General features: G+C 67.9%; 13 protein-coding genes. 8 read left to right on the forward strand and 5 right to left on the reverse strand.

The genetic code is table 11. The features are described from left to right. Positions 1-35: 35 nt before the first annotated feature. Positions 36-3,371, reverse strand: a complete 3,336-nt coding sequence (locus tag G6N26_RS20860) for a LuxR family transcriptional regulator (RefSeq protein ID WP_083014661.1) — start codon at positions 3,369-3,371, stop codon at positions 36-38. Between the two features lie 141 nt (positions 3,372-3,512). Between G6N26_RS20860 and G6N26_RS20865 the strand changes: the two genes are divergently transcribed. Together G6N26_RS20865 and purD are read left to right on the forward strand one after the other, a co-directional pair. Next, positions 3,513-4,697 (forward strand): serine hydrolase domain-containing protein, encoded by a 1,185-nt coding sequence (locus G6N26_RS20865; protein WP_083014664.1) that lies wholly within the window; start codon positions 3,513-3,515, stop codon positions 4,695-4,697. Between the two features lie 34 nt (positions 4,698-4,731). After that, positions 4,732-6,000, forward strand: coding sequence for a phosphoribosylamine--glycine ligase (gene purD / locus G6N26_RS20870; RefSeq protein WP_083014667.1), 1,269 nt, complete (start codon positions 4,732-4,734; stop codon positions 5,998-6,000). Between the two features lie 7 nt (positions 6,001-6,007). Here the strand turns inward: purD and G6N26_RS20875 are convergent, their stop codons facing one another. Together G6N26_RS20875 and G6N26_RS20880 are read right to left on the reverse strand one after the other, a co-directional pair. Next, positions 6,008-7,591, reverse strand: a complete 1,584-nt coding sequence (locus G6N26_RS20875; RefSeq protein ID WP_083014671.1) for a gamma-glutamyltransferase family protein — start codon at positions 7,589-7,591, stop codon at positions 6,008-6,010. A gap of 71 nt (positions 7,592-7,662) precedes the next feature. Then, positions 7,663-8,586: an alpha/beta hydrolase gene (locus G6N26_RS20880; RefSeq protein ID WP_083014675.1), complete on the reverse strand. Its 924-nt coding sequence runs from the start codon at positions 8,584-8,586 to the stop codon at positions 7,663-7,665. Between the two features lie 73 nt (positions 8,587-8,659). On the opposite strand from G6N26_RS20880, the gene G6N26_RS20885 reads away from it, so the two are divergent. Next, the gene (locus G6N26_RS20885; RefSeq protein ID WP_067167059.1) at positions 8,660-9,277 is read left to right on the forward strand and encodes a TetR/AcrR family transcriptional regulator; all 618 of its coding nucleotides are present in this window, start codon (positions 8,660-8,662) and stop codon (positions 9,275-9,277) included. Between the two features lie 23 nt (positions 9,278-9,300). Here G6N26_RS20885 and G6N26_RS20890 read toward each other — a convergent pair whose 3' ends face one another. After that, entirely contained in the window at positions 9,301-10,032 is a 732-nt protein-coding gene (locus tag G6N26_RS20890) for a DUF429 domain-containing protein (RefSeq protein ID WP_067167069.1), read from the reverse strand. Positions 10,033-10,125: 93 nt separating this feature from the next. Between G6N26_RS20890 and purB the strand changes: the two genes are divergently transcribed. From purB to G6N26_RS20905, 3 genes are read left to right on the forward strand one after another with little or no spacing between them, the layout of a single operon-like run. Beyond that, a complete protein-coding gene (gene purB, locus G6N26_RS20895) occupies positions 10,126-11,544 on the forward strand; it encodes an adenylosuccinate lyase (protein ID WP_067167055.1) in 1,419 nt (472 codons plus the stop codon). Next, positions 11,541-12,797, forward strand: a complete 1,257-nt coding sequence (locus G6N26_RS20900) for a cytochrome P450 (protein ID WP_083014679.1) — start codon at positions 11,541-11,543, stop codon at positions 12,795-12,797. Before purB ends, G6N26_RS20900 begins: the two co-directional genes overlap by 4 nt. Further along, positions 12,794-13,816 carry a tellurite resistance/C4-dicarboxylate transporter family protein gene (locus tag G6N26_RS20905; RefSeq protein WP_083014682.1) on the forward strand — a complete coding sequence of 341 codons (1,023 nt, stop codon included), beginning with the start codon at positions 12,794-12,796 and terminating at the stop codon, positions 13,814-13,816. Before G6N26_RS20900 ends, G6N26_RS20905 begins: the two co-directional genes overlap by 4 nt. On the opposite strand, the gene G6N26_RS20910 is transcribed toward G6N26_RS20905, so the two are convergent. After that, the gene (locus tag G6N26_RS20910) at positions 13,781-14,401 is read right to left on the reverse strand and encodes a hypothetical protein (protein WP_067167045.1); all 621 of its coding nucleotides are present in this window, start codon (positions 14,399-14,401) and stop codon (positions 13,781-13,783) included. The genes G6N26_RS20905 and G6N26_RS20910 overlap by 36 nt on opposite strands. Positions 14,402-14,453: 52 nt before the next feature. Between G6N26_RS20910 and G6N26_RS20915 the strand changes: the two genes are divergently transcribed. Together G6N26_RS20915 and G6N26_RS20920 are read left to right on the forward strand one after the other, a co-directional pair. Next, on the forward strand, positions 14,454-15,356 hold the full coding sequence (locus G6N26_RS20915; protein WP_083014686.1) for a phosphoribosylaminoimidazolesuccinocarboxamide synthase: 903 nt from the start codon (positions 14,454-14,456) through the stop codon (positions 15,354-15,356). After that, positions 15,353-17,488, forward strand: a complete 2,136-nt coding sequence (locus tag G6N26_RS20920) for a S9 family peptidase (RefSeq protein ID WP_083014689.1) — start codon at positions 15,353-15,355, stop codon at positions 17,486-17,488. The genes G6N26_RS20915 and G6N26_RS20920 overlap by 4 nt, the downstream gene beginning before the upstream one ends. The last annotated feature ends 19 nt before the right edge of the window (positions 17,489-17,507 follow it).

Raw genomic sequence — 17,507 nt, forward strand, 5'->3', positions numbered from 1 at the left:
CGAGCTGCGGGTGCTTTTGCGTCTGCTCGCCAGCCTCAAGCGTGGCGTGAAGCCTCCTGGGCGAGCTGCACTCTCGAGCTGATAGCCAGTTTTGAGTAGACGTGGCTGAGGTGCGCTTGTACGGTGCGCGCCGAAAGAAAGAGGCGCGCCGCGATGTCTTTGTTCGAAAGCCCCTCGCTGACCAGCCTCACCACGTTGAGTTCGGCGGGTGTCAGTGAATCCCAGCCCGTTGCTGGCCGCTTACGCTCGCCGCGACCGCGCTGCGCATAAGCGATCACTTCGTCGATTGACAGTGACTGGCCCTCGGTCCATGCGTCCTGGAATTCGCCCTCTCCCATGGCGTCCCGCAGTGCAGCCACCGACGCGTCATAGTCGGCGTCATAGATCTTGAAGCGCACGTAACCGGTGCGGCCGCGAACCGCCTGTGCCGCTCCGAAGAAACGCCCGGCCTCTCGGTTCGAGCCGGCACCTGCCGCAAGCATGGCCAGGCATTCGAGGACGTCGGGAACAACGTAGTAGCCCTTGAGGTCCCCGGCGCCGGTGAGCGCATCGCGTGCGTCGCGCGCCGCCCGCTCAACATCGTTTTGTGCGATCGCAACACGCGTACGCTTCGCCAGTGCCAGCAGCCGGTGCATGCCCGGGGCCACCGCGACGGCATCGTCGGCCAAACGACGCGCCACCGTCAGATCACCCCGGGCGAGGGCGACGTCCGCGAGTGGGATGACGTTGACCGCGGCCAGTTCGGGTTGAGCCTTCATGCGCTCCCATGCCGCCTCGCCGGCGGCGGCAGACGCGTCCACGTCACCCGCGGCCAAGGTCGCGACCGCCAGCGCGGCGTAGGCGAAGCCTTGGTTGAACGCGCTGAAATCCGCGGCGGATTCCACCGCCGCGGTGGCGGCGGCCCGAGCCTCGCTCGTGGCGCCCGCGAAGGCGAGGTAGTGCCCCAGGCTGACAAGGCTGGACATCCGCCACGTCTCGTCGTGCGCCGTCTCCGCCTCGGCGACCAGTGCGCGGAATTGCGCTATGGCTCCGGCGAGATCACCTTCCCACTGCTGCGCCAGGCCAATACACCACCGGCACCCGCGAGAGGCGTAGCCGTCCCCGATCGCGTCGGCGACGTCACGGCCTTCTTCGCCGGCCGCGCGAGCAGCCATCGCGTCACCTTGGCCGGTCACCGCGGCGAAAGCCTGAAATGCCAGGATCTGGCTCAGAATTCGGTCGTCGCCCACAGCGCGGGCGAGTCCGAGCGCTTCGTCAAAGTACGAGCTGGCAGCAGCCGCGTCGTAAGCGGCGATGATGCCGCAACCGGCGAGCGCACGAACCAGCAACGCCGGGTCGCCGATCTCGCGGGCGAGCGCCAAGGCCTCCAGGGCCCTGTCCATGTTGTCGTGGATGGTCTGCGCGCCCTCGAGAGTGGCGTTGTCCGCGAGGGCCCGCGCGCGAACGGTTAGCGGCACCGCCGCGTCGTGCGCCGCGGCGTCGTCGAGCGCCGCTTGGAACCAGGCCGTCCCCTCCCGCACGCGGCCGCGAGTGGTCCAAAGCGGTTGCAACGCCGATGCCAGGCGCAGCGCCTCGGAGATCTCGCCATTCTCGCGGCACCACGCGAACGCCGCGCGCAAATTGTCCATCTCGATTGCGGCGCGCTCGACCCTGCTCTGATAACCGGTGCGTCCGGGCTCGTCGAGCAGGGCGGCCATTGCGGTGTAGTGGTCGCGGTGGCGCGCGCGGACGGAGTCGGCTTCGCTGGACTCGCTGAGCTTTTCCAGCGCGTACTGGCGAACCGTCTCCAGCATCCGGTATCGGGTTCCGCAGTCGCCGTCTTCTGCCGCGATGAGCGATTTGTCGATGAGCAGCGTGAGCTGGTCGAGAATCTGGTAGCTCTCGACGTCGCTGCCGCCACAAACCGCTTGTGCCGCATCGAGATCGAAACCGCCGTGGAATACCGCTGCCCGGCGAAACAGGACGCGTTCCGGCTCGGTCAGCAGCGCGTGCGACCAGTCGACCGACGCCCGCAACGTCTGTTGGCGGCGGACGGCGGTGCGCGCGCCGCCCGTCAGCAGGCGGAAACGGTCGCGCAGGCTGTGGAGGATCTGTGCCAACGACAGCGCGCGAACCCACGCGGCCGCCAACTCGATCGCCAGGGGTATGCCGTCGAGGCGTTCGCAGATCTCCGCTACCGCCGCCGAGTTCTGTTCGTCCACAACGAAATCGGGCCGCACCTGGCGGGCGCGGTCGGTGAACAACGTGATGGCCTCGTCCGTCAGTGACAGGGAAGGCACCCCCCAGGCGACTTCGCCCGGTACCCGAAGGGGTTCACGGCTCGTGGCGAGAACATTCGCCGCGGGGCATGTCCCCAGCAGCGCCACGGTCAGCGAGGAACACGCCTCGATCAGGTGCTCGCAGTTGTCCAGGACGATGAGGATGTGCCGCCCGGCGATGGCCCGGGTAACGGTGTCGATCGCTGATCGCCCCGCTTGGTCGGGCAGGCCCAACGCCCGCGACACGGCGACCGGTACGACGACGGGATCGGTGATCGGCGCCAGATCGACATACCACACCCCGTCCGCGAAATCGCCGTCCATCTGACCTGCGACCTGCACCGCCAAGCGCGTCTTGCCCACACCGCCCGCGCCGGTCAACGTCACCAACCGGTTGCCCGCGACGATTTCCCGCACGGCCCCGAGCTCCGCGCTGCGGCCGACGAAACTCGTGAACTGCGGCGGAAGACGTTGTTCACCATCGCTTTTCGATGCACGAAGCGGCGGAAAATCGTTGCGCAGCTCCGGGTGACACAGCTGGGTCACCCGTTCTGGCCGGGGCAAGTCCCGCAACGGGTGGGTGCCCAGATCGAGCAGCCACGCGCCGGCGGGAAGACCGTCGGCAAGGAGGTCGCTCGTCGTGGCCGACAGGACCGTCTGGCCCCCGTGGGCAAGATCTCGCAGCCGCGCGGTGCGGTTGATGGTGGGTCCCACGTAGTTAGCCTCGTCGCGCAGTTGCACTTCGCCGGTGTGCAAACCGATCCGCAAGCTGATCGGGGCAAGCGGCGCGAGCTGCAGCCGCAGCGCAAACGCGGCGGCGTCGCTGGCGCGGGCGAACGCCACGACGAAGCTGTCGCCCTCGCCTTGCTCCACGGGCCGCACCCCGCCGTGCTCGGTCACCAGATTCGATACCGTGCGGTCCAGGCGCGCCACCGCGGCGCTCATGACTTCGGGTTGGGTCTGCCATAGCCGCGTCGACCCCTCGACGTCGGCCAGCAGCAACGTCACCGTTCCAGTCGGGAGCTCGCCTACGCCCAAGTCGCTCCAGTTCAGAGGTTCCAGCGGCGGCGTTTCCGCACGTCGGTCGGTGGTCTCAGTCATGTTAGTCAGCATCGGGCAATCGCACGCAGCAAACATCAGCGCAAATGCCTAGAATCCGCCTCCGGCGTCGCGTGCCGGATCTAGGCCGATCGGCGAATGTTCTTTTCCGCCCGACCTCGCATAGTGACCTGGTCGGACTCGAGGAGGTCACGAATGGCAAGCCAAACTCTCATCGACGCCCACTTCACAACGGGCGTCCTGCACGGGCACTACGACAGTCGCTTCGAGGACCTCGTCGCCGGGCTGGCCGACGAGGTCAGCACCGGCGGCGAGCTCGGCGCGGCCATCGCCATCGACATTGGCGGCGAACTGGTCGTCGACATCTGGGGCGGGTATGCCGACAGGGCGAAAACCCGCGAGTGGTCGCAAGACACCATCGTCAACGTCTTTTCCAGCACCAAGAACGTGACCGCCTTGGCCGCGTTGATGCTCATCGACCGCGGACTGCTCGACCCCTTCGCCCCGGTCGCGAAATACTGGCCCGAGTTCGCCGCCAACGGCAAGGATCAGGTCGAAGTGCGGCACGTCCTCAGTCACACGTCCGGAGTGTCCGGCTGGGAGATGCCGTTTCGCCTCGAGGACGTCTACGACTGGGAGAAATCCACGTCGCGACTGGCCGCGCAAGCCCCGTGGTGGCAACCCGGCACCGCGTCGGGCTATCACGCCGTGACCAGTGGCCACCTGATTGGCGAGATCGTGCGGCGGATCACCGGAAAGACGCTGAAAGACTTCGTGCGTGACGAGATCGCCGAACCGTTGCGTGCCGACTTTCAGATTGGAGCGCTGCCCGAAGACGACGCCCGCATCGCGGAGCTGGTCCCGCCACCACCGCTGGACGTTCCCCTTGACGCGGTGCCCCATGACCATCCGATGTACAAGACATTCGCCGCTGTGCCGCCCACTCCGGAATCGGCGCTGGCGGCCGAGACGACGGCGTGGCGCCGCGCGGACATCGGCTCGGCCAACGGTCACGGCAACGCTCGGTCGTTGGTCCGCGTCCTTTCGCCAATCTCGTTGGGCGGCAGCGTCAATGGAACACGGCTACTGGACTCGGACACCATCGACCTGATCTTTCGAGAACAAGTCAACGGGACCGACCTGGTCCTGGCCATGCCGGCGCGGTGGGGCATGGGGTTTGCGCTGCCCCACCCCGAGGCGGTGCCGGACATGCCCGACGGGAAGGTCTGCTATTGGGGCGGCTGGGGCGGGTCGATGGTGGTCATGAATCCCGACCGCCGTGCCACCTTCGCCTACGTGATGAACAAGATGGGACAGGTCACCTCGGCGGGAACCGAGCGCACCCGCAAGTACACACGACTGATCTACCAGGCCCTGTAGGCGTCGCGCCTGCGCCCGGCTAGTCTGACGTGTCGTGCGCGTCCTGGTGATCGGTTCCGGTGCCCGTGAGCATGCGCTGCTGCTGGCGCTGCGCAAGGACGCGCAAGTCACGGGACTGGCCATCGCCCCGGGCAACGCCGGCACGGCCCGGTTGGCCGAGCAGCACGACGTCGATGTCACCTCGGCGGAGGATGTCGTCGCCCTGGCGCGCACGGTCCGCGCCGACCTGGTGGTCGTCGGTCCCGAAGTGCCCCTCGTCCTCGGGGTGGCCGACGCGCTGCGGTCGGCCGGCATCGTCTGCTTCGGACCCGGCAAGGACGCCGCTCGCATCGAGGGCTCCAAGGCGTTCGCCAAAGAGGTCATGGCCGCGGCCGGCGTGCGCACCGCGGCCACTGAAATCGTCGACAGCCCCGCACGTTTAGACGCCGCGCTGGATCGCTTCGGTCCGCCGGCCGGCGATGCCGCCTGGGTGGTGAAGGACGACCGCCTGGCCGCCGGCAAGGGTGTCGTGGTGACCGCGGATCGCGGCGCGGCGCGAGCGCACGCCGCCGGGCTGCTCGAGGCAGGCCACCCGGTGCTGCTGGAGTCGTATTTGGATGGCCCGGAGGTGTCACTGTTCTGCGTCGTCGACGGCGCGACCGTGGTGCCGCTGCTGCCGGCGCAGGACTTCAAGCGCGTCGGTGACGGCGACAACGGGCCGAACACCGGCGGCATGGGCGCTTACGCGCCGGTCCCGTGGCTTCCCGACGAGGTTTATCGCGACATCGTCCGCAACATCGTCGAACCCGTTGCGGCCGAGATGGTTGCGCGCGACTGCCCGTTCAGCGGATTGCTGTATGCCGGGCTCGCGATCACCGCAAACGGGCCCGCGGTGGTCGAATTCAACTGCCGCTTCGGTGATCCCGAGACCCAAGCGGTGCTGGCCCTCCTGGAATCGCCACTCGGCCAACTCCTGTACGCGGCGGGCAGCGGCACGTTGGCGGAGTTCGGTGAGCTGCGCTGGCACGACGGTGCCGCGGTGACGGTGGTGCTGGCGGCGGAAAATTATCCCGGCCGTCCTCGTCTGGGCGACATCATCGTCGGCTCCGAGGCCGACGGGGTGCTGCACGCCGGGACCGCGCGGCGCGAGGACGGCGAGATCGTCTCCTCGGGTGGTCGCGTGCTGTCGGTGGTGGGGACCGGCGTCGACCTCTCGGCCGCGCGGACCCACGCGTATGACGCGCTGCGTTCGATCCGACTGCCGGGCAGTCATTTCCGCAGCGACATCGCCCAGTTGGCGGCCGAAGGTCAGATCCGCGTCTAGAAGGCGTCTAGAACGCGGCGGCCTGTCCGTCGCGGCGCGGATCGCTGGCCGCGAAATAACCGCCGGGGAGTCTCCAGATCGCCTGGCAGCTGCCGAATTGGTTGTAGTCGTCGACGGCGACCAGGTCGTGTCCGCGCCGACGTAACTCGTCGAGTGTCGCACCGGGGAAACCCGTTTCGCAGCTGACTTGCATTGCCTCCACCCACCGAAACCGCGGCCCGTCGCACGCCGCCTGCGGGTTCTGCCCGTGGTCGGCGATGCGCACCATCACCTGCACATGCCCCTGCGGCTGCATCATTCCGCCCATCACCCCGAAGCTCATGACCGGGGCCCCGTCCTTGGTCACGAAGCCCGGAATGATGGTGTGGAATGGACGCTTGTTCGGGCCCACGATGTTTGGGTGACCGTGCGTTACACCGAAATTCGCGCCGCGGTTCTGCAGCGAGATCCCCGTCCCCGGCACCACCACGCCGGAACCGAATCCCATGTAATTCGACTGGATCATCGAGACCATCATCCCCGCGGCGTCGGCGGTGGTCAGGTAAACGGTTCCCCCCGTCGGGGCGCCCGCGGAGGCGGGCTTCGCCCGTGCACGGTCGATGAGTTCGGCGCGGCGCGCCAGGTAGCCCTTGTCCAACAGGTGTTCTGGCCGCAGCGGCATGTGGTCGATGTCGGCGACATAGGCCTGGGCGTCGGCGAACGCCAGCTTTACCGCTTCGATCTGTAGGTGCACGCTGTCGGCGGAATCGGGCGCCAACGACGCCATGTCGAAGTGCTCCAGGATGCCCAGGGCGATCAGCGCGACGATCCCCTGACCGTTGGGCGGAATCTCGTGCACGGTGTAGCCGCGGTAGCCGCCGTCGACCGTGCCCACCCAGTCGGCGCGGTGAGCCGCGAGGTCACTGGCCCGCAGGACACCGCCGTTGCCCGACGCGTGTGCCTCGAGTTTGGCGGCCAGTTCCCCGCGATAGAACGCCTCGCCGGTGGTGGCGGCGATCACCTCGAGCGTGGCAGCGTGATCGGGCAGGCTGAATCGCTCGCCGGGTTTCGGCGCCCGCCCGCCGGGAAGAAACGCCTCGGCGAAACCCGGCTGCCTCTCGAACAGCGGCACCTGGGCCGCCCACTGCTCCGCCACGGTCGATGAAACCAGAAAGCCGTTGCGGCCGTAGGAGATCGCGGGTTCGAAGAGCCGCTCGAACGGCAGCTTGCCGAATTTGGCATGCAGTTCGGTCCACGCCGACACCGCGCCCGGAACGGTCACCGAGTTCCATCCGAGGAGGGGAATGGCTTGTCCACCAAAGTATTCCGGAGTCCACCCGGCCGGAGAGCGGCCCGATGCGTTCAGCCCGTGCAATTGCTTGCCATCCCACACGATGGCGAAGGCGTCCGAACCGATGCCGTTGGAAACCGGCTCCACGATCGTCAGCGTGATGGCCGTGGCGATGGCCGCGTCGACCGCGCTGCCGCCCTCGGCGAGCATCCGCAGTCCCGCCTGGGCGGCGAGCGGTTGCGATGTGCACACAACGTTTTCCGCGAGCACCGGCTTGCGTGGCCAGGCGTACGGGAGGTCCCAACCGAAATCTGCGGTCACGTCCGCGAGCGTAACGCTGCGGCGAATTGCGGCGCGATTCTTCGCCGTGGCGTTACGTTCGCGGCCGAAGATCAGGCCGTCAGCAGCGGGGCCATCCAGGTGAGCTCGGCCGGCAACTGGGAGCTCCAGAACTCGGCGTTGTGCCCACCCGGGGAGAAACCACCCGCCGGTGGCTGGGGCAGCTGCGCGACGAACTGCTTTGTCGCGGCGTAAAACGGATCGCTGTCGCCGCAATCGACGCGGATGGGAATGGACGCCAGCGCCGGCGTCCCGAACACGGAGTTCGCCGCGAAATCGTCCGGTCCGTCGAACGCCCCGGGCGCCGCCGCACCGGAAGACAGCCATAGCGCCGGGCTCACGGCGCAGATCGCCGCCGTGCGCCCGGCCCCCAGCCGGCCGCCGAGCAACAGCGCGCCGTAGCCGCCCATCGACCAGCCCAGGAACGCCACCCGCGAGGTATCCAGGTTCTGGTTGCCGAGCATGGGGATGAGCTCGTCGAGCACCATCGCCCCGCTGTCCTCGCCGGAAGCCCGTTTGTGCCAATAGCTGCCGCCCCCGTCGACGGCGACCACCGCGAACGGCGGCAGGCCCGCGTTGACGGCCTGCGCCAGCCCCTGCTCGACGCCGCCGGCCATCACGGTGGAGGCGTCGCTGCCCTTGCCGTGCAGGGCGATCACCGGTCGCAGTGGTTGAGTCTGGCCGGGCGGACGCGCGACGGCCCAGTTGGTGTTCACTCCGCCGCGCGCGGCCGACACGAAGGAACCCGTGACCATGGTGGGCGCGGGCGCCGACGGGGGAGCCGGATCGCGAGGGGCGTTCGGCGCCGGTGCCAACGGAATCTGGGTGCCGGCCGTCGGCGCGGAGACCGGCGCGGCGTGAGATGTCCGAGGCTGTAACAAGATGTCGAGCCCGTAAGCGCCGACGGCGCCGAGGGCCGCGCCCGCGCCGAGACCGAGCACGGCGCGGCGGCTCAAGTCGGGCATGCGGGTCATCATGCCACGTCCGTTCGGCGGGCCGTTTGGCGGAAATGGCAATGTAGTACCACTTTGGCTGGCACGATGGCTACTCGTGACTGCAGCGGTTACTCCGAAAGGAGAACGTCGACGGTACGCGCTCGTCAGCGCGGCCGCCGAGCTGCTTGCCGAGGGTGGGTTCGAAGCGGTGCGCCACCGGGCCGTCGCCGGGCGGGCGGGATTGCCGTTGGCGTCCACCACCTATTACTTCTCCTCCCTCGACGATCTGATCGCGCGCGCGGTCGAGCACATCGCGATGATCGAGGTGGCGCAGCTTCGGTCGCGGGTCACCGCATTGTCGCGGCGGCGCCGCGGGCCGGAGACCATCGCCGAGGTGCTGGCGGACCTGCTCGTGGGGGACGTGTCCGGGCCGGGACTTACCGAGCAGCTGATCTCGCGCTATGAGCGACACATCGCGTGCACCCGCCTGCCCGCGTTGCAGGAAACCATGCGACGCAGCTTGCGTCAGCGCGCCGAGGCCGTCGCGGAGGCCATCGAACGCTCGGGCCGCTCCGTGCACATCGAACTGGTGTGCACACTGATCTGCGCGGTCGACGGGTCGGTGGTGTCGGCCCTGGTGGAGGGCCGGGACCCGCGCGCGGCGGCCCAGGGCGCGGTGGTCGATCTCATCGAGGTGCTCGCCCCCATCGATCAGCGCCCCGTGCAGATCTGACCCGACCGCAACGGCAGCCCGGATCACGTGGCCAGCGTCGGCGTCACGATGCACCCGCTGTCGACTTCGCCGTAGATCGTCACCTCAGCCGGGCAGCGCTGCGCGTACAGCGCCACGTAGGCGCAGACGACGGCGTCGATCGGATCCTCGGCGCGGCGCAGCTCGCATTTGCGTTGCGCGGCCGCCACGGCCGCCCGCAGCGCGACCCAACCGTCGTGCGCGGTGACGCGCAGCGGTATCGGGGCCTGCGCGAGCCGTTCGAGCCCGTCCATCAGCACCAGTAGCTCGGATTTGAGCCGCTCGACGCTGCGGCCGGGCTTGGCCTTGTATTTCAGGGTCCGCTCCAGCCGGAACAGTGCGACGGTCGCCGCATGCGGGTAGACCTCGATGGCGCGACGGCCGGCCGGTGAGCACGGATCCGGATCGAGGCCCAGCGCCGCGGCCAGGCGCCCGCCGCGCGGACCGTGCGCGAATTCGGGCTTTCCGGTGTTGCAGGGGTGGGTGCCGGCCTCGAATCCGCGGAAGTCGCGGTTGAGCGCGGTCTCGGCCGGGCGCTGGCCGGTGGGGTTGTTCACCACCAGCGGTGCGTCGAAGGCGACAACGCAATCGCCGCGCACGTAGGGCTGAAGCGCGGCCAGGATTTCGTCGTCGTCGCGGACCGCGCCCACGCTCACCAAATCACCACCGGAGTCGACGACGGCGACGCCGGTCGGGTTTCGGCCCGCCCAGGCGAGGTCGACGCCGACGAAGTACACGCGCCACATTGTGCCGCGAGGGTGTAGCTACCGACACCCGTCACTCGGGAAACGCGTTGCCAGCTGCAGTCTCGCGGTGGCTAAGCTGACCGAGTGAGCATTCCGAACGTGCTGGCTGCCCGGTACGCCAGTGCCGAGATGGTCGCGATCTGGTCGCCGGAGGCCAAGATCGTCGCGGAGCGGCGGCTGTGGCTCGCGGTGCTGCGCGCGCAGGCGGAGCTCGGCGTCGCAGTTCCCCCCGAAGCGATCGCCGACTACGAGCGGGTGCTCGAGGACGTCGACCTGGCCTCGATCGCGGACCGTGAGCGCGTCCTGCGTCACGACGTCAAGGCCCGCATCGAGGAATTCAACGCGCTGGCCGGTCACGAGCATGTGCACAAAGGCATGACCAGTCGCGACCTGACCGAGAACGTGGAGCAGCTGCAGATCCGGCGTTCGCTGGAGCTGGCCTTCGCGCACGGTGTGGCGGTTGCGGCGCGGCTCGCCGAGCGGGCCGTCGCCTATCGCGATCTGGTGATGGCCGGACGCAGCCACAATGTCGCCGCGCAGGCCACCACGCTCGGCAAGCGGTTCGCTTCGGCGGCACAGGAGACGCTGATCGCGTTGACCAGGCTGCGCGAGTTGATCGACCGTTATCCATTGCGCGGCATCAAGGGACCGATGGGCACGTCGCAGGACATGCTCGACCTGCTCGACGGCGACGCGGCCAAGCTCGCCGAACTCGAGCGCCGCATCGCCCAGTTCTTGGGTTTCGCAACGGTTTTGACCAGCGTCGGGCAGGTGTATCCGAGATCGCTGGACCACGACGTGATTTCGGCGTTGGTGCAGCTGGGCGCGGGACCGTCGTCGATGGCGCACACCATCCGCCTGATGGCTGGCCATGAGCTGGTCACCGAGGGATTCGCGCCGGGTCAGGTGGGCTCCTCGGCGATGCCGCACAAGATGAACACCCGCAGCTGCGAACGGGTCAACGGCTTGCAGGTGGTGCTGCGTGGCTACGCCTCGATGGCCGCCGAACTGGCGGGGGCGCAGTGGAACGAGGGCGACGTGTTCTGCTCAGTGGTGCGCCGAGTGGCTTTGCCGGACAGCTTCTTTGCCGTCGACGGGCAAATCGAGACCTTCTTGACGGTGCTCGACGAGTTCGGCGCCTATCCGGCGGTGATCGGTCGCGAGCTGGACCGCTATCTGCCGTTCCTGGCCACCACCAAGGTGTTGATCGCCGCGGTGCGTGCCGGCGTGGGACGCGAGGCCGCGCATCACGTGATCCGCGAACACGCCGTCGCGACGGCGCTGGCCATGCGGGAACGCGGGGCCGAGCCCGACCTGCTGGATCGGTTGGCCGCCGACGAGCGACTGCCGCTGGACCGGGCAGCCCTGGACGCGGCGCTGGCGGACAAGAAGGCCTTCACGGGTGCCGCCGGTGACCAGGTCGACGAGGTGGCGGCGGCGGTGGACGCGCTGGTGAGCCGCTACCCGGACGCCGCCAAGTACACCCCGGGCGCGATCCTGTGACCCTGGCCGGCGCGCTCTCGGAGATCGACTTCACCGATCTCGACAACTTCGCCGACGGATTTCCGCACGACCTGTTCGCCATCCACCGGCGCGAGGCGCCGGTGTACTGGCACCCACCGACCGACAATACCCCGGACGGCGAGGGCTTCTGGTCGGTCGCCACGTACGCGGAAACGCTTGAGGTTCTCAAGGATCCGGTGACGTACTCGTCGGTCACGGGCGGCGAACGGCCCTACGGCGGCACCCTGTTACAGGACCTGGCGATCGCCGGGCAGGTGCTCAACATGATGGACGACCCGCGGCATTCACAGATCCGGCGACTGGTCAGCTCCGGGCTGACGCCACGGATGATCCGTCTGGTGGAAGACGATCTGCGAAGCCGGGCGCGCCGGCTGCTGGACGCGGTGGTGCCGGGCGAGCCCTTCGACTTCCTGGTCGACATCGCCGCCGAGTTGCCGATGCAGATGATCTGCATTCTGCTGGGAGTTCCCGAATCCGAACGGCATTGGTTGTTCGAGGCGATCGAGCCCCAGTTCGACTTCGGCGGTTCGCGCAAAGCGTCGCTCTCGCAACTCTCCGTCGAAGAGGCCGGCTCGCGCATGTATGACTACGGCCAACAGTTGATCGCGGCCAAGCGTGAGAGCCCTACCGACGACATGCTGTCGGTCGTCGCGAACGCCATGCTCGACGACGTGGGCGGGCACGACGCATCGGCCCTCTCCGACCTCGAGCTGTACCTGTTCTTCAGCCTGCTGTTCAGCGCCGGCGCGGAGACCACGCGTAACGCGGTCGCGGGCGGGTTGCTGGCGCTGGCCCACCACCCGGCGCAGTTGCGTTCTCTGCGTGGGGATCTCGGAGAGCTGCCTACCGCCGTGGAGGAGATGGTGCGGTGGACCTCGCCCTCGCCCTCGAAGCGGCGCACCGCCACCCGCGACGTCACACTGGGCGGCCAACCGATCGAAGCCGGACAGAAGATACAGATCTGGGAGGGCTCGGCGAACCGAGACGCCAACGTGTTCGACAACGCCGACGAGTTCGATATCACCCGGAAACCCAATCCACATCTGGGATTCGGTCAGGGTGTGCACTATTGCCTGGGCGCCAACCTGGCCCGGCTGGAGCTGCGGGTGTTGTTCGAGGAGTTGCTCTCCCGGTTCGGTGCGGTGAAGGTGGTCCGGCCGGTCGAATGGGCCCGCAGCAACCGGCATACCGGCATCCGGCACCTCGTCGTGGAGCTACGCGAAGACCAGTGACGATCCGCTACGCAGATATCGAGCCCTCACCCGATGTGTTCGCTGCGGTGATGGCAACGGGCATCTTGTCGATCGGTGCGAAAAATCATGGATACCGGTTGATCAGCGACACGATGGGCGTCATCGCCACGTTGGGTCTGGTCTTCCTGGTCGCCCTCGTCGTCGCGAAGGGCTGTGCCACCGGGCAGAAGCTGCGCTGGGATCTGACCGATCCCGACGTCACCCTGCGGATGATCACCTTCGTGGCCGCGTGTGCGGTGATCGACACGCGCCTGTCGTCGAATGTGTGGGTGGCGCGGGTGCTCGGTGTGGTCGGGCTCGCCTCCTGGCTGGTGCTGATCCTGCTCAGCACACGAAATATGTTGGCGCACCGCTGGTCCGAGCTGCGCGACCGTGCCCACGGTGCCTGGCAGCTGGGCAGCGTCGGGACGTCGGGTCTGGCGATCGTGATCGCCGGGCAGGCCCGTCACACCGGTCATCACTGGTGGCTCGTGGTGGCCGTGGCCGCCTGGGTGGCGGCGCTGTGCATCTACGGACTGATGACCTGGCTGACCATGTGGCGCGTGGTCAACGAGCGACAGGACCGCGACGGCTTCGAACCGGATACCTGGATCCTGATGGGCGGCATGGCGATTGCGACGCTGGCCGGTGACAACATCCACGCCGTGGCTCCCGCATGGCTCGCCGGCCCGGTGCGCGTGGTCACCATCGTGACCTGGGTGACCGCCACCCTGTGGATCCCGCCGCTGGTCTACTTCGCGCTGCACCGCATCCGGCGGCATCCGAACATGCTTCGATTCGCCGGTGCGTGGTGGGCGTTCGTGTTCCCGCTGGGCATGTACTCCGCGGCGAGTTTTGCCATGGCGCGCGAGATCGGCCAGCGGTTCCTGTTCACCGTCTCGCTGGTGTTCTTCTGGGATGCGTTGGCCGCCTGGCTCATTGTGGTCTTGGCGGGGCTGCTTTTCCTGTCGCGTGCGCTGCTGTTAAGCCCCGCGGATCGCGATACCCGCCGCGCGTAGCTCGAGCGCGGCCAGGGCCCCGATGGTGCCCGGGTCCTCACGACGCCATCCGCCGACCGGGTCCGCGCTGACGGCGATCAACTTGCGCGGCGGGCGGTTGGTCAGCGCGCGCAGCGCGAGCAACTGCGCCCCGGCCGGGGTTGCGGCCAATGCGGTCACCGTCAGCTTGCGCCGAAAGAATCGAACCCGCAGGAATAACCATGGGATCACCGCGACGAGGATCGGGAGCGCCACGACCGCCATCGCCAGCAGCACCGCGAGCCAGCTCGCCGCGCTGTCCAGATCGTGGCCCGCGGCCGCGACGTCCAGTGCGGCCTGGCTGGCGGAGTTGAGCGGCTTGCTGACCGTGTCGCCGACCACCGGGATGTGCTGGGCGCCGTGCCCGGCGGACGCGAGGTTGCCGGCGATGCCGTCCGCGCCGCTCTCGACCTGCCGGCCGGCGTCGGCGATGGTCGCGATGGCGTCGTACACCGCCAGGCCGACAAGAAGCCAGAGCGCCGTCCACACGACGATGGCGAAGTCGCTGAACAGCTGGGCGGCCAGCCGGCCTGGCCTGGTGGAGTAGGGCAGAAACCGCGGTGTCATAGCCCCGATCCCAGCACAAGCCGCGTCGTCAGGTGCCCGATAGGCTGACCGGATGCCTGCACTGTCCGACTACCAGCATCTGGCCAGCGGCAAGGTCCGTGAGCTGTATCGCGTCGACGACGAACACCTCCTACTGGTCGCCACCGACCGCATCTCGGCGTACGACTTCGTCCTGGACAGCACCATCCCGGACAAGGGCCGCATCCTGACGGCGATGAGCGTCTTCTTCTTCGGTCTCATCTCGGAGCTTGCCCAAGTGCCGAACCATTTGGCCGGGTCCCCGGACGACCCGCGCATCCCCGACGAGGTGCTGGGGCGGGCGCTGGTGGTGCGGCAGCTGGAGATGCTGCCGGTCGAATGCGTGGCGCGCGGTTACCTGACTGGCTCGGGGCTTCTGGACTACCAGGCGACCGGCAAGGTCTGCGGCATCACCTTGCCGCCGGGACTGGTCGAAGCCAGCCGGTTCGCCGAACCGCTGTTCACTCCGGCGACCAAAGCCGCGCTGGGGGACCACGACGAAAACGTCTCGTTTGCCCGGGTGATCGAGATGGTGGGCGGGGTGCGCGCCAACCAGCTGCGCGATCGCACCTTGCAGATTTACGTTCAGGCCGCCGACCATGCGCTGCGGAAAGGGATCATCATCGCCGACACCAAGTTCGAATTCGGCACCGACCGCGACGGCAACCTGCTGCTCGCCGACGAGGTCTTCACCCCCGATTCGTCACGGTACTGGCCGGCCGCCGAGTACCAAGTCGGCGTCGTCCAGAACAGCTTCGACAAACAATTTGTCCGCAACTGGCTCACCGGCCCCGAGTCCGGCTGGGACCGCCACGGCACGCAACCCCCGCCGCCCCTCCCGCACGACATCATCGAGGCGACTCGCGGCCGCTATATCGATGCCTACGAACGTATTTCCGGCCTGAGCTTCGGCGACTGGATCGGCCCCGCCGCATGAGCGAGCCGAACCTTGCCGGGCCCGTGCCACCCGTGGCCAAGCGGGTGGACAGCCGGCGCGAGCACCACGGCGACGTCTTCGTCGACCCCTACGAGTGGCTGCGCGAAAAGACGCACCCCGACGTCATCGCCTACCTCGAGGCGGAAAACAGCTACGTCGATGAGATGACCGCGCACCTCGAGCCGTTGCGGCAACAGATCTTCGACGAGATCAAGGCGCGCACCAAGGAAACCGACCTGTCGGTGCCGACGCGGCAGGGCCGGTGGTGGTATTACGCCCGCACGTTCGAGGGCAAGCAGTATCGGGTCCAGTGCCGTTGCCCAGTCGGCGATCCCGACGACTGGGACCCGCCGACCCTGGACGAGAACACCGACATTCCCGGCGAACAAGTCTTGCTCGATTCGAACGTCGAAGCCGAGGGCCACGAATTCTTCTCCCTGGGCGCCGCAACCGTCAGCCTCGACGGAAACCTCCTGGCGTACTCTGTCGACACGCTTGGTGATGAGCGCTATACGTTGCGGTTCAAGGATTTACGCACCGGCGATCTGTATCCGGACGAAATCGCCGACATCGGGGCGGGTGCGACTTGGGCCGCCGACAACCGCACCGTGTACTACCTCACCCTGGATGCGGCCCATCGCCCCGACAAGGTGTGGCGGTATCGGGTGGGCTCCGGCGAGGAATCGGAGCTGGTCTATCACGAAGCCGACGAAAAGTTCTGGCTGGGCGTGGGGCTCACCCGCAGCGAGGCCTACGTCTTCATCGCCTCGGGTTCCTCGATCACGTCCGAATTCCGCTACGCCGACGCCGCCGATCCGCGGGGAGAGTTCACCGTCGTGCTACCGCGGCGCGAAGGTGTCGAGTATTCGGTCGAGCATGCGGTCGTCGGTGGGCAGGACCGGTTCTTGATCCTGCACAACGACGGCGCGGTCAACTTCACGCTGACCGAGGCGCCGGTCGACGATCCCACCCAGCAGCGCACGCTGATCCCGCACCGCGACGATGTCCGCCTCGACGGCGTGGACGCCTTCGCCGCGCACCTCGTGGTCAGCTATCGGCGCGAGGCGCTGCCGCGGCTTCAGCTGTGGCGCATCAACTCCGACGGCACATATGCCGAACCCGAAGAGGTTTCGTTCGACTCCGAACTGATGTCGGCCGGTCCGGCCGGCAACCCGAATTGGGATGCACCCAGGCTGCGGATCCGGGCGGGGTCGCTCGTCATCCCGGCGCGGGTCTACGACATCGACTTCGTCACCGGCGAACGCACCCTGCTGCGCGAGCAGCCCGTGCTCGGCGATTACCGTCCGCAAGACTACGTCGAGCGTCGCGACTGGGCGGTCGCCGAGGACGGCGCCCGGATCCCGGTCTCGGTCGTGCACCGTGCGGGGATCGAATTGCCGGCGCCGGCACTGGTTTACGGCTACGGCGCCTACGAGATCTGCACCGATCCGAGTTTTTCCATCGCCCGGTTGTCGCTCTTGGATCGGGGAATGGTGTTCGCGATCGCCCACGTCCGCGGCGGCGGTGAGATGGGCCGGCTGTGGTATGAGCACGGCAAGCTGTTGAACAAGAAGAACACGTTCACCGACTTCGTCGCGGTGGCAAGGCATTTGGTGGATTCCGGAATGACTCGCCCGCACCAGCTCGTGGCACTGGGGGGCAGTGCCGGCGGTCTGCTGATGGGAGCGGTGGCCAACCTTGCGCCGGAGCTTTTTGCCGGGATCCTCGCGCAGGTTCCGTTCGTCGACCCGTTGACCACCATCTTGGATCCCTCGTTGCCGCTGACCGTCACCGAATGGGACGAATGGGGAAACCCGCTGGCGGACAAGGAGGTCTACTCCTACATGAAGTCCTATTCCCCGTATGAGAACGTCGAGGCCAAGCGATACCCGGCGATCCTGGCGATGACGTCGATCAACGACACGCGGGTCTACTACGTGGAACCCGCGAAATGGGTTGCCGCGCTGCGGCACGTCAACGCGAACGGCAGCCCGGTCCTGTTGAAGACCCAGATGAACGCCGGACACGGCGGCGTCAGCGGCCGCTACAAGGGGTGGGAGGAAGCGGCGTTCCAGTATGCGTGGCTGTTAGCCACCGCCGACGGCGAGCGTCACGGCGGCGGGGCACGCTAGTTCAACGACAACCCACGGG

This window comes from Mycobacterium marseillense, from assembly GCF_010731675.1.
Taxonomy (GTDB): domain Bacteria; phylum Actinomycetota; class Actinomycetes; order Mycobacteriales; family Mycobacteriaceae; genus Mycobacterium; species Mycobacterium marseillense.